This is a genomic window from Lysinibacillus sp. fls2-241-R2A-57, assembly GCF_030209535.1.
Lineage (GTDB): Bacteria > Bacillota > Bacilli > Bacillales_A > Planococcaceae > Lysinibacillus.
In genome coordinates this window covers 1-13,472 of sequence record NZ_JARVRU010000029.1, presented here as the reverse complement: position 1 = coordinate 13,472, position 13,472 = coordinate 1, and the positions used below count along the sequence as shown (strand labels likewise).

At 38.7% G+C, this 13,472-nt stretch carries 9 protein-coding genes, 6 tRNA genes and 1 rRNA gene; 1 reads left to right on the top strand and 15 read right to left on the bottom strand.

The genetic code is table 11. From position 1 onward, the window contains the following. Positions 1–594: 594 nt before the first annotated feature. The 14 genes from glmS to QRN68_RS05735 form a co-directional block, all read right to left on the bottom strand. The gene (glmS, locus tag QRN68_RS05800; protein WP_285395800.1) at positions 595–2,397 is read right to left on the bottom strand and encodes a glutamine--fructose-6-phosphate transaminase (isomerizing); all 1,803 of its coding nucleotides are present in this window, start codon (positions 2,395–2,397) and stop codon (positions 595–597) included. 932 nt (positions 2,398–3,329) lie between these two features. Beyond that, a complete protein-coding gene (locus QRN68_RS05795) occupies positions 3,330–3,851 on the bottom strand; it encodes a type 1 glutamine amidotransferase domain-containing protein (RefSeq protein WP_285395799.1) in 522 nt (173 codons plus the stop codon). Between the two features lie 425 nt (positions 3,852–4,276). Next, positions 4,277–5,629 carry a phosphoglucosamine mutase gene (gene glmM, locus QRN68_RS05790; RefSeq protein WP_285395798.1) on the bottom strand — a complete coding sequence of 451 codons (1,353 nt, stop codon included), beginning with the start codon at positions 5,627–5,629 and terminating at the stop codon, positions 4,277–4,279. Positions 5,630–5,951: 322 nt separating this feature from the next. Continuing rightward, a complete protein-coding gene (locus QRN68_RS05785; RefSeq protein WP_285395797.1) occupies positions 5,952–7,091 on the bottom strand; it encodes a CdaR family protein in 1,140 nt (379 codons plus the stop codon). Next, a complete protein-coding gene (gene cdaA, locus QRN68_RS05780) occupies positions 7,084–7,920 on the bottom strand; it encodes a diadenylate cyclase CdaA (RefSeq protein WP_285395796.1) in 837 nt (278 codons plus the stop codon). Before cdaA ends, QRN68_RS05785 begins: the two co-directional genes overlap by 8 nt. Before the next feature lie 149 nt (positions 7,921–8,069). Next, positions 8,070–8,696 carry an anti-sigma factor family protein gene (locus QRN68_RS05775; protein ID WP_285395795.1) on the bottom strand — a complete coding sequence of 209 codons (627 nt, stop codon included), beginning with the start codon at positions 8,694–8,696 and terminating at the stop codon, positions 8,070–8,072. 13 nt (positions 8,697–8,709) lie between these two features. Continuing rightward, positions 8,710–9,273: an RNA polymerase sigma factor SigW gene (sigW, locus tag QRN68_RS05770; RefSeq protein WP_285395794.1), complete on the bottom strand. Its 564-nt coding sequence runs from the start codon at positions 9,271–9,273 to the stop codon at positions 8,710–8,712. A 133-nt stretch (positions 9,274–9,406) separates the two neighbouring features. Beyond that, the gene (gene rocF, locus QRN68_RS05765) at positions 9,407–10,312 is read right to left on the bottom strand and encodes an arginase (protein ID WP_285395793.1); all 906 of its coding nucleotides are present in this window, start codon (positions 10,310–10,312) and stop codon (positions 9,407–9,409) included. Positions 10,313–10,606: 294 nt separating this feature from the next. Then, a tRNA-Lys gene (locus QRN68_RS05760) sits at positions 10,607–10,679 on the bottom strand. 12 nt (positions 10,680–10,691) lie between these two features. Then, positions 10,692–10,766, bottom strand: a tRNA-Gln gene (locus tag QRN68_RS05755). A gap of 15 nt (positions 10,767–10,781) precedes the next feature. Then, positions 10,782–10,865 (bottom strand) — tRNA-Tyr (locus QRN68_RS05750). Between the two features lie 14 nt (positions 10,866–10,879). Beyond that, positions 10,880–10,955 (bottom strand) — tRNA-Val (locus QRN68_RS05745). A 73-nt stretch (positions 10,956–11,028) separates the two neighbouring features. After that, positions 11,029–11,103: transfer RNA gene (locus QRN68_RS05740), tRNA-Glu, on the bottom strand. Positions 11,104–11,218: 115 nt separating this feature from the next. Then, positions 11,219–11,295, bottom strand: a tRNA-Asn gene (locus QRN68_RS05735). A gap of 268 nt (positions 11,296–11,563) precedes the next feature. Here QRN68_RS05735 and mbcS point away from each other — a divergent pair. Continuing rightward, the gene (gene mbcS / locus QRN68_RS05730; RefSeq protein WP_285395791.1) at positions 11,564–13,141 is read left to right on the top strand and encodes an acyl-CoA synthetase MbcS; all 1,578 of its coding nucleotides are present in this window, start codon (positions 11,564–11,566) and stop codon (positions 13,139–13,141) included. A 214-nt stretch (positions 13,142–13,355) separates the two neighbouring features. Here mbcS and rrf read toward each other — a convergent pair. Continuing rightward, positions 13,356–13,471 (bottom strand): 5S ribosomal RNA (rrf, locus tag QRN68_RS05725). Between the last annotated feature and the right edge of the window lies 1 nt (position 13,472).

Below are 13,472 nucleotides of genomic sequence, written 5' to 3'. Positions count from 1 at the left end.
ATAATATCTCTTTTAAGTGGTGAATTTTGAGTATAATTATAAAAAATTATATTGTTTGTATTTTAAATCTATCCTTATTTTTATAGATAAAAAACCAAAACTAAGATGGGCATACTAAATAAGCGTTTAGATTTTTAGCTTATTTAATTGCTTCATAGTAGTTTTGGTTTTACTCATCCAATTAATAAAGTCGAAAAAGGCAATTTTATTTATTCAGTTTAATTTATCAAATTACATAAGTGTATTAGCGTATTTTATGTTTTCATATTTTTTGTACATTTCTTACTTTATTTGTTCTATATAATATCAAGATAGAACTTTATCGTAATGTATTTTTTTGTAACTCAACAATTATATTTAAAATGATAAAGTGACAACATTAATTATAATTTTTGCTGCTATATTCAACTGTATATGTTATTTATTTAATAATTAAAAAACATTTTAAGAAAAACAAAAACCCTGATACAGCTACGACTACACTGTATCAAGGTTTATTTTTGGATGTCACATCTTCTTATATATTTATGACAAATATAATTATAAATTGTGACAGTATTAGTTATAACTCACATTTTTATACATTCTCATCACTTACTCAACAGTCACTGATTTAGCCAAGTTACGTGGTTTATCCACATCACAGCGGCGGTGTAGTGCTGCGTAATAGCTGATTAATTGTAATGGCACTACAGATACAAGTGGTGTTAGTAATTCATGTACATGAGGGATTACTAAACGGTCACCGTCTTCGTCTACGCCAGCCATCGCGATAATGCATGGATATGCTCCACGTGCAGCTACCTCTTTGACGTTACCACGGATGTTTAATCCTACTGCTGCTTGTGTTACAAGAGCAAACACTGGTGTACCTTCTTCGATTAAGGCAATCGTACCGTGTTTTAATTCGCCCCCTGCAAAACCTTCTGCTTGGATGTAAGAGATTTCTTTTAGCTTTAAAGCACCTTCAAGGCTTACATAGAAGTCTATGTTACGGCCGATGAAGAATGCGTTGCGTGCGATTTTTAAGTAGTCCTCTGCGATATCCTCTAATACATCTTTTGAATCGATAATTGTTTGAATACCGTTTGCCGCAATCGCAAGCTCTTGTTTTAAATCGAATTCTAAGCCTTTGCCATTAGCTTTCGCAGTTACATATGCTGCTAGAGCAAGTACAGCTACCTGTGCTACATACGCTTTTGTTGAAGCTACTGCAATTTCTGGACCTGCATGTAATAAAAGCGTATGATCCGCTTCACGTGATAGTGTAGAGCCAGGTACATTTGTCACTGTTAACGTTGGGTAGCCAAGCTCTTTAATTTTTACAAGTACTTGACGGCTATCTGCTGTTTCACCTGATTGTGTAATAAAGATGAACAATGGTTTTTCTGATAGTAACGGCATATTGTAGCCGAATTCACTTGAAATATGAACTTCTACTGGGATACCGGCCATTTTTTCAAAATATTCCTTACCGATTAAGCCTGCATGATAGCTTGTGCCGGCTGCAATAATGTATAGGCGGTCTGCTGCTTGTAACGCTTCTAAAATATTAGCGTCGATTGTTAATTCGCCATTTTCGCCTTCGTATGCTTGAATAATTTTACGAATAACTGTTGGCTGTTCATCCATTTCTTTAAGCATATAGTGAGGGTAAGTACCTTTTTCAATATCGCTCATATCAAGCTCTGCTGTATATGGTGCACGCTCTACTACTGTACCGTCTATTTTCGTAATTTCAACTTTAGCTTTGTGTACGATTACGACCTCTTTATCGTGTAATTCCACATATTGATCTGTTACTTGTAGCATCGCCATCGCATCTGAAGCTACAACATTGAAGCCGTCACCAACACCTACTAAAAGTGGTGATTTGTTTTTCGCAACGAAAATTGTGTCAGCCTCTTCTGCATCTAAAAGAGCTAATGCGTAAGAGCCGTGTAATAAAGATAAAGTTTTGCGGAACGCCTCAGCTGTGCTTAGACCTTCTTTCACAAATAGCTCTACTAATTGCACGATAACCTCTGTATCTGTATCAGATTTCATCGGAATGCCTTTTAAATAAGTTTTTTGTAATAAATGATAGTTTTCAATAACACCATTATGCACTAGCGTAAAACGTCCTGATGTACTTTGATGAGGGTGCGCATTTAAACGGTTTGGCACACCATGAGTTGCCCAACGTGTATGACCAATACCAATTTTAGCAGCAACGTCTTCGTCTACAGCTTCACGTAAATCTGCAATACGTCCTTTTTCTTTGAAGACTGTTACACCTTCTTCATTGCGTACTGCAATACCCGCTGAGTCATAGCCACGGTATTCTAGTTTCTCTAAACCTTTTAATAAAATTTCCTTTGCATCTGATTCACCAATATATCCTACAATTCCACACATAAATTTCTTATCCTCCGATATTGTCAATTTGACGCAATGACAAATTTGACCTCTACCTATCGAATTTTTTTATGAATGTAAAAGCCATGCTTAATTTTTTAATAAAATAAGCATACAAATACATGCACATTATCAACATTCAGCCGTCTGAATAGTTATCGTTCGATACGAGAGGTTTCTCTATTTATCTATTGCTTTAACTATACCTTCTCCATTTTCTGTACATTCAATCACTCAAATGCTTTCAAAATGAAAAGTGACAATCGGGTATGTCGATCGGGAGGCATCCGCCGAATTTTCGATAAACCTCCACCTCGTCTGCTGAAGATACTTTCGTCCAATTTCTTCAGCTCAGGCGCTATAATTGTTTTCCGCTTTTGCGCTTTCTTCCTTCCCTCCTTATGCGCTCGTTAAATGATAAGGTCGGACCTCATCTTCAACTTCACTATCATACTCAATCATATGCTATACGTCAAATTTTCGTTATAAAAAACACCTACTTATCCTCCTTTTTAGTGACAAAATGTAGACAAACATCTGCTATAAAACAACAATTGGAAATTCCTATTAAAAATATGATGCTAAGTCTCTGCGCTCTAGCAATCTTTTTCTCTTAGAAGGAAAGAAAATTCGCCAGTAACTTTGAGGAATCTGAGGATTTAAATGATGCTTTCAGCAGTATTACGAAACTCGTAATCCCGCAGATTTTGAGGCGATTGGTGGATTCCTGTTTTTAGGATTAAGTATCGGGGGATTAATTGGCTTTCTAACAGGTGGTGGCTATGAAGCATTTTTTTATAGAGGGTTGGATTGACACTGTTATTGGACTTGGGCAAACTACCAATGCCATTATAGCGTTAAAAAGAAGTAGGGTTGTTGTAATAAAATTTAGTACTTAAAGGCACAGGTAAATTCGCTTGTGCCTTTTATGATTAATCTTCTTTACTTTCCAATAATTTTACGATTTCTCGATTAAATGCCGGCAGATCCTCCGGTGTACGACTCGTTACTAATTGTTTTTGGCAAACAAATACTTCCTCGTCATGGAATATCGCACCCGCATTTTCTAAATCTACTCGAATCGATTTGTAGCCCGTTGTGTCTCGACCATTTAATGTTTTTGCTGTAATGAGGAGTTGAGGTCCATGACAAATAGCAAAGGTCGGTTTCATATCATCCATAAATTCCTTTACAAATGCCACAATACGATCATCAACGCGTAATATATCCGGAGAAAAACCACCTGGGATGAACAAGGCATCGAATTCAGAAGCCGTTACCTCATCGATAGCTTTATCAATTTTCACCTTCTCTCCATGTTTACCCTCTACCTCAATGCCAGCTGTCGTATCAATCGTAATTAGTTCATGACCTGCCGCTTCTAACGCTCCCTTTGGACTCGTAAATTCAGCGTCCTCAAACATATTAGTAATCACTGTAGCAATTTTAGCCATTACAATACAACTCCTTGTTAATGTGACTCTATACTAATGTTCCCATTCTCTTCAAAAACATTCATTTCGTCGGCGAGCTTTCAATACTTGAAGCACAAAGGCGTTCTATCCGTCACTTTTGCTTTTCTATCCATCATTTCGATAGTTCTATCCACAACTTTCGCTTTTCTATCCATCACTTTCTTGTGCCTAATAAAAAACCCGACTTCCTATTAAAGGAAATCGAGTTAATCAATATCGCCTTGGCGTAATTGTTGCTGTCGCTTCGCTTTCGCACAGAAAACATTTGTTGTTGCTGTCGCTACGTTTGCACTACGCTTTCGCACAGAAAACATTTGTTGCTGTCGCTACAGACAAACAATGTGTCCGGAGGCTTTATCTTCATTCAGTAGGCGTTTATCACCAACGGAATGAAGATAAACTGTTTATTCTGTTAAACCCATTTCAGCACGGACAACATCTGCAATACGCTCTACGTAACGCTCGCAGTCTGCCTCTGTAGCCGCTTCCACCATTACTCGTACAAGTGGCTCTGTACCAGAAGGACGCACTAGAACGCGACCGTTACCAGCCATCTCTGCTTCTACCTCAGCAATCACTGCAGCAACCTTTTCATTCTCCGTCACGGCATGCTTGTCTGTTACACGTACGTTGACTAAACGTTGTGGGAAAATTTTCATTTCAGATGCAAGCTCTGACAGCTTTTTGCCTGTAGCTTTCATAATGTTGACAAGCTGAATACCTGTTAATAAGCCATCACCAGTTGTATTAAAGTCTAGGAAAACAATATGACCTGATTGCTCGCCACCTAAATTATAATCATTAGCACGCATTTCTTCTACGACATAACGATCACCTACAGCTGTTTGTACACTATGCATATCATTATCTTCAACAGCTTTGTAGAAGCCCATATTACTCATAACTGTCGACACGATTGTTTGCTTTTTCAAACGACCAACTGTATTCAAATGCTTCCCAATGATGAACATAATTTGGTCACCATCAACAATAGTACCTTTTTCATCTACTGCGATTAAACGGTCACCATCGCCATCGAATGCTAAGCCAACATGAGCACCCTTTTCTGTAACAAATTTAGCTAAGCCCTCTGGATGTGTTGAACCAACACCGTCATTAATATTTAAACCTGTTGGTGAGGCACCCATCGTTGAAATATCAGCTTCTAAATCTGCAAATAGATGTGTAGCTAGTGAAGACGTAGCACCATGCGCACAATCTAATGCTACATGGATACCATCAAATTCTTCATCCACTGTTTGTTTTAAGTATTGAATATATTTTTGTCCACCCTCGAAGTAGTCGCTTACAGAGCCTAAATCAGCCCCGATTGGACGTGGCAATGTATCCTCTTGTGCATCTAGTATCGCTTCGATTTCAGCTTCTTGCGCATCTGTTAGCTTAAAGCCATCAGGACCGAAAAATTTAATACCATTGTCAGCAACTGGGTTATGTGAAGCTGAAATCATGACGCCTGCATCTGCGCTCATAATTCGAGTAAGGTAAGCCACACCTGGTGTAGAAATAACACCAAGACGCATCACCTCTACGCCGATTGATAAAAGACCAGCTACAAGTGCACCTTCAAGCATTTCACCTGAAATACGTGTGTCACGACCGATTAAAACCTTTGGACGGTCAGTTGCATCCTTCGTTAAAACATAGCCACCTACGCGGCCAAGTTTAAATGCAAACTCCGGTGTTAATTCACTATTCGCGACGCCACGGACGCCATCTGTTCCAAAATATTTACCCATTTTGATTATTCTCTCCTTCAATGCAAGACGGAGGTCATGCTTGTCTACACTGACAACTAACTAGACCGCTCATCTGCTTACTTTTGGAAAAGTCTATTTTCGTTCATTTACTGGTAACTATTAATTATGCCCCTATGCAAATTTTATCCGGCTTGTAATGAGTTACACTTTCTAATCAGCACAGATTAATTTAGCATAGGGTATTTTGATTTTAGCCTGAGTACTTTGTTTTCGTTAGTGTTTCAAAACCGAAAATGAATACCCTTACCGAAAGAGAACGAAATCTCTACTGAATCAAAATAAAATTATAGTCAGTTATTGTTTAAGAATCAATATCTTCTGTTTTCTCAGTAGGCGTGTGATCCTCAGAAGGAGTGCTAGATTCCTCTGATGGAGGCGCCGGATTAGGCTTAGGTTTAGTATCAGGTTTAGTATCTGGCTTAGTGTCAGGCTTAGTATCCGGTGTTGGTGTAGGAGCAGGTGTTGTAGTCGTTGTTGTAGTCGTTGTTGTTTTTTCCTGCTCTACCTGCGAAATATCTGCTTTCACTTTAATTTTCGGATCAGATACTTTTGTCACACCTTTTGGTAATTTCACATCAAATTCATAAGTTTTTGATTCTGTAATTTTTGATAGATCCACCTCTATTGGTATTGCCGTTAAAGCATCTAGGATAGATTTTCTACCATACACTTTCACCGTTGTAGGACTAAATGTTAATTTATTGACGGTAATACCATCCGCCGCTTTCCCTACTTCCTTAAGCACAACAGGCAACTCTCTACTGTATGCTCCAATATCTACTTGTACCTTCACCGTTTCTGGTTCAATCTTCACATCTAACTTATTTAAATCACGATCTAGTACTTTAACTGTCGCTTCCTGTGAGAACGGTTCTTTCAGGCCTTGCTCACCCGTTACAGTAGCTTTTACAGAGCTAATATTTTTAATAATACTTTTGGCACCTGTAACATACACCGTAGCTGGATTAGCAGTCATGCCCTTTAATATATAGCCTTCTTCAATTAAACGTTGATTCATCTCAGGGTCAACACGAAATTCCTGCGTGACCTTTTCCTCAATATTTACCTTTACAGTCGCTGGGTCTAATGTAACTTGCAACTTATCAGAAATATTCTCGTACTTCAGCTCTACGTTATGTTCACCAATTAGTAATTTACTTAAATCTGCGAATACGGAGAAATCCTTCGCTGTCTGTGCTTGTATAACAAGTGGCAACGGACCTTTTATCGTAACATCCACGGTCTTTGGTATGCCTGTAACAATGAGGTTCTGATCATCATAAAAAACATCTACTGGTACATCGCGAATTACCGCTGTTTGCTCATTTATTATTGTTTTATTTGAAGAAGACGATTCAGTACGTACGGAGAAAAATAGCAAAATAGCTAGAAATAATGCGATGATTCTTAACACCCGAGGGCTATCCATCATTTTATCCATTCTTTTTCCCCCTCCAAGTCAACTTAGAGGATGCATTTGATTCTTGCACTGCTCCGAACCACATTTTACGTAACAGTTCTTCGAATTCCTCTAGAGAAAGATTTCGATGTAGATTACCATTCAGTGAAATACTAATGGCGCCAGTTTCCTCTGATACGACAATAGTAATAGCATCTGTCACTTCACTTAAGCCAAGTGCAGCACGGTGGCGTGTCCCAAGCTCTTTGGAGATAAACGGGCTTTCAGAAAGCGGTAAATAACAAGCTGCTGCCGCTACTTTATCTTTCTGCATAATAACCGCTCCATCATGAAGTGGTGTATTAGGTATAAAGATGTTGATCAGTAACTCAGATGAGATATCAGCATCTAGACTTATACCTGTTTCGATATATTCATTTAGACCAGTTTCTTTCTCAATAGAAATTAACGCCCCAATACGACGTTTGGCCATATAACTAACAGATTTCTTCATGGCCTCAATAAGTCTCGTTTGCTCTTCCTCCTCTTGACTAGTTGAACGTTGGAATAGCTTTCCTCGACCAATTTGTTCAAGACCACGTCTTATCTCAGGTTGGAATATGATAATAATCGCCAAGAAACCGAACTCGATAACTTGCTTTAGCATCCAACCTAATGTTTGTAACCCTAAATAATCAGTAGCGATACGCGCAATAATAATTACGAAAATTCCTTTTAATAATTGGACAGCCTTCGTACCTTTAATGAGGGTTAAAATTTTGTAAACAACGTACCAAACAAGCAGTACATCTATGAAGTTAATAACAATATTCACGGGTGTTAAATCAGCGAATTGTTCGATAATTTGCATGTGGCATCCCCCACTTTTCATTGCGAATCCATACACATTTAAGTATAGCACATTCTTAACAAATGTAACTTTTTTCAAATAAAAAGTCTACTCAAAAGAGTAGACCTTTCAGCCTCTCACGTGCACTATCTTTTAGGACGTATAGAGTGTTATTTAGTTGCTTGTTTCTCTTCGAATGTCATGGCATCCTTTACTGAATTTTTGATCGTATACCAGAGCCATTCGAATGCTTCATCAATTTCCTCTATTTTACCTGAAACAACTGCTGAAGATGCCATATATTGTCCGTTAATAACTGTAACATTGCCATCCACTTCACCTTCAACAATTAAATCACCATTTTTAACAACAATGTCGCCTTTGACAACTTCCCCCTCCGGCACAATAACCGTCTGTCCTTCAACAACTAGGTTTGGTTGTTTAGTCACGGAGAAATGCTGGTCATCCATGAAAGTACCAAGTAAAGTTGCACTCATGAATAAACAAAAAACTGCTGCTGCCACAAAGAACGGATGCCGGCGAATCCATTTTTGCATGCCTACACGACTTTTGGGTTTCGGTAAACGAGCCATCACGGCTGCTTCAAAATGCGGAGGTGCTGTAATATGGGAAGCACTCTTCACAAAGGCGATTGTTTCACTCAATTCCTGCATCAATTGTTTACAATCACTGCATGTGTGCAAATGTTGTTTTAACTCTTGCTCATGCTCACGACTAATGTCACCATCTAAATAATCATGCATATAGTCTATTATATGCTCTGGACAAGTATTCATGACGCTTCCCCTCCTACAGATTGTTTAATTGCTTACGTAATGCTTCACGTCCGCGGTGAATTCTCGTTTTCACCGTTCCAAGAGGCATATCTAAAATCTCACTAATTTCCTGCAAAGATAATTCTTCAATATATTTCAATACTATAACCGAACGATATTTATCCGGCAAACATCCAATCTCATATTGAATTCGATCTTGTAGCTCCATTTGCTCTACCTGTTCCTCTGGTAGCTGGTCATCTGCTGCGATTTGCGAATACATATCAAGCCCCTCTGTACCAGCTACTTCCGCATCTAAATAGTAATCCGGCTTTTTCTTCCGAATACGGTCTATGCAGAGGTTTGTCGCTATGCGATAAAGCCACGTCGAAAATTTTCTTTTCTGATCAAAAGTATGCAAGTTCATATAGGCACGAACAAACGCTTCCTGTGCAATATCCTCAGATTCTTGCTTGTTCGATAACATCCTATAGCATACTTGGTACAGTTTGTGCTGATAGAGACTCACAATATCGGCAAATGCGTTTTGATCGCCTTTAAGCACTTGTTTTATTTTCTTGTTTACTAACGCATCCATTGTGTTGATTTCTCCACCTTTACAACTGTCTTATACTATACGACCCATTTATAAGAAAAGTTTCATTTTATTATTAATTATATCAAAAAATTTTTATACATTGTGGCAATAGGCAAATTTTTGTTAAATTTCTTTAAACTAGTGTTTCACCAAATAAAGAACCCATTAATGCAACGGCAACATCTGCTGTTCTATTCTTTTCATCTAAAATTGGATTAACCTCAACAAATTCTGCAGATGTTAGCATACCTGACTCCTGAATCATTTCCATCGCTAAATGACTTTCTCGATACGTAATACCACCAGGTACAGGTGTCCCCACCCCTGGAGTATACAGTGGATCTAACCCATCTAGATCGAGTGATAAATGCAGACCATCTACATTGCGCTCTCTTAAATAGGAAAGAGCATCTTCCATTACACGCGTCATACCAAGACGATCTACCTCGTGCATTGAGTACACCTTGATTCCTTGCTGACGAATCAATTCACGCTCACCTGGATCTACAGAACGTGCCCCAATAATAATGACGTTTTCAGGTTTAATTTTCGGTGCATAATTACGAATTTGCACTAAGCGTTCATGACCTAGTCCAATGCTAACAGCTAACGGCATCCCATGTATATTACCAGACGGTGTCGTTTCAGGTGTATTTAAGTCAGCATGCGCATCAAACCAAATAACGCCTAAGTTTTTGTAATGCTCCCCAAGCCCTGCAAGCGTTCCAATAGCAATACTATGATCACCACCAAATACAAGTGGAAACTTCTTCTGTTCCACCGCTTTATTTACATTATTTGCTAATGATGTACTTACATCAATTACTTCCTCTAAATTCAGTAGTTGTTTATCGACAATAGTGCCCTCTTGTTTCTGACTAACACGTATATCCCCTTGATCATGTACTTCATGACCAATTGCTCCCAAGCGTTCTACTACACCTGCATAGCGGATAGCACTTGGCCCCATATCGACTCCTCTACGTGTTTGTCCATAATCAGTTGGCACACCAATAATAGAAATATTTAGTTTATTCATTTTTTCATACCCCCTTTAAGTTGTAAGACTATTGTAAAGCCTATATCCACCTTGGCTCAACCTAACAACTTTCTGCATATTTATACAATTTAAATGGTATGAAGGTATATGAAGCTGCGGAACGCGAGTCCCCTTGTCGCATTCCGAGCAAAGCGGAGCAGAATGTGCAGTCAAGCACATATTTCGGTGAAGAGCCAGAAAAAAGACATAAAAAAATCTCCTGCTGTTTTCAGCAAGAGATTAGTATCTGTAGTTAATGTAACACTTTTGAATATGTATTATTTTATAAAAAAGTGAGCCATGAAGGACTCGAACCTTCGACCCTCTGATTAAAAGTCAGATGCTCTACCAACTGAGCTAATGGCTCATAAAAGAAAAATGGCTGGGGTACTAGGATTCGAACCTAGGCATGACGGAATCAAAATCCGTTGCCTTACCGCTTGGCTATACCCCAATCATTTATAAAAACTGGTGGAGGGGGACGGATTCGAACCGCCGAACCCTAAGGAGCGGATTTACAGTCCGCCGCGTTTAGCCACTTCGCTACCCCTCCGAAATAACACATTATGGTGGAGGATGACGGGCTCGAACCGCCGACCCTCTGCTTGTAAGGCAGATGCTCTCCCAGCTGAGCTAATCCTCCATAGAAACAGGTGTGTATTTCTTAACAGTTTATATTCTTTTTAAGCCTTTGCATTACTACAAAGTTTTTAAAATGGTGACCCCTACGGGATTCGAACCCGTGTTACCGCCGTGAAAGGGCGGTGTCTTAACCACTTGACCAAGGGGCCATCTATTAACGTCTCAAACAAGACAAGACTTATTGTAACACTATTTGCTTATTATTGCAACACTTTTTTGTAACTTTTTATATGTATAACTTCAACTTAAAAATGGGCAAAAAAATGGCTCCGAAGGCAGGACTCGAACCTGCGACAACCTGATTAACAGTCAGGTGCTACTACCAACTGAGCTACTTCGGAACAATAGTATTCAATTTGGTTTTTAAAACCTCTCAAGTACATTTATTATTATAGCAACCATTATAAATTATGCAATACTTTTCATGAAATTTTTTATATTTTTTGTCGAAGTTTTCCTAGACATCAACTAATACGATAATAGTTCTCTATTTAATCTAATATTTCTGTCTTATGTACAAAATATTCTTGCTGTATATTATTGTAATTGTTAAAATAGAAATAGTTTTATGAATTTTCTATTAGATTTATTTGGGGGAGGAATGTTCACATGGTAACAAATGATTTAATTGCACCAGAATTTTATAATATTACAGAGGAATTGGAGAAATTTTCTCAAGATAGTAATCGTCAAGCAATACGATGGCTAAATACTCAACAAGAGCGCCGAACAATTTCCTATGTTGAGCTTGTACAAAAAATGAATCAATACGCGCATGCCTTTACGAAGAAGGGGCTTCAAAAAGGAGATCGCGTATTAGTTATTATTCCACGTCTGCCTGAGGCTTACTTTGTCTTCCTTGGCTGTCTAAAGGCTGGTATTGTTCCTATTTCATGTTCAGAAATGTTACGTGCAAGTGATTTAGAATATCGTATGGAGCACTCTTCTGCAAGAGCCGTAATTGCCTATGAAGCGTTCACTAGTGAAGTTGATCGTATTACTTCTTCAGTAGAGGCTTTAAATAATAAATTGATCATTGGTACTGCTACAGGCGATTGGACATCTTTAGATGAATTGGCTAGTACACAGCCAGATACATTTACAGCAGCTGCCACAAAACGAGATGATATGGCATTTCTTTCTTATACATCTGGCACGACTGGCAAACCAAAAGGAGCTGTTCATTCGCACGGTTGGGGATATGCACATATTAGAACAGCCGCTTCTAAATGGCTTTGTGTACGCGAAGGTGATTTAGTATGGGCTACAGCAGCTCCAGGGTGGCAAAAATGGATTTGGAGCCCATTCTTATCTACTATTATGTTGGGTGCAACTGCATTTGTCTATCACGGAGGATTTGATGCAAAAACATACCTTCAACTGATTCAAGATGAGAAGGTCAATGTATTATGCTGTACGCCAACTGAATATCGAATTATGGCGAAGATTGATAATTTAAAAGACTATAATCTATCTTCCCTACGTAGTGCTGTTTCTGCTGGTGAACCTTTAAATCGACCTGTCATCGAAACATTTAAGAACAACTTTGGTCTTAAAGTGCGTGATGGCTATGGCCAAACGGAAAATACTTTATTAATCGGCACACTTGAAAATATCGAGTTACGTCCGGGATCAATGGGTGTTCCTACCCCGGGCAATATTGTGCGTATTATAGATCATGAAGGCAACGAGGTACCGATTGGAGAAGTCGGAGATATTGCTGTACACAAAACATCTCCTGCTCTATTTAAAGAGTACTACCGCGAGCCTGAACGTACACAAGCTGCCTTCCGTGGCGATTGGTATATTACTGGTGACCAAGCAAAATGTGATGAAGACGGTTACTTCTGGTTTGAAGGTCGAGGAGATGACATTATTATTTCATCAGGCTATACAATTGGTCCATTTGAGGTAGAGGATGCTTTAAATAAACATGAAGCTGTACAAGAATGTGCTGTTGTTGCAGCACCAGATGAAATTAGAGGAAATATAGTTAAAGCCTTCGTCATCTTGCGAGAAAGCTTCAGAGATCGAGATGAAGACGAGTTAACAAAAGAGCTACAGGAGCACGTTAAAGCATTAACAGCACCTTATAAATATCCTCGTAGTATTGTCTTTATTGATGAACTACCAAAAACAACGTCTGGCAAGATTCGTCGTATAGACCTACGAGCAGCAACTGTATAAAATATAATAAAAAAAGACATTTCATCGATCATTACTCGGTTGAAATGTCTTTTATATATATTACTATTTACTCTTTGCTATTCTTTAAAATAAGTTCCCCTATTGCTTTCGCTAAAAAACATTTGTTGCTGTCGCTTAGCTTTCGCACAGAAAAGATTTGCTGAATGAAGACAAAAAAAAGCCACTACTGAGTTTATCAGCAGCGACTTTTTGCGCCTAGCGACGTCCTACTCTCACAGGGGGAAGCCCCCAACTACCATCGGCGCTAAAGAGCTTAACTTCCGTGTTCGGTATGGGAACGGGTGTGACCTCTTTGCCATCATCACTAGAC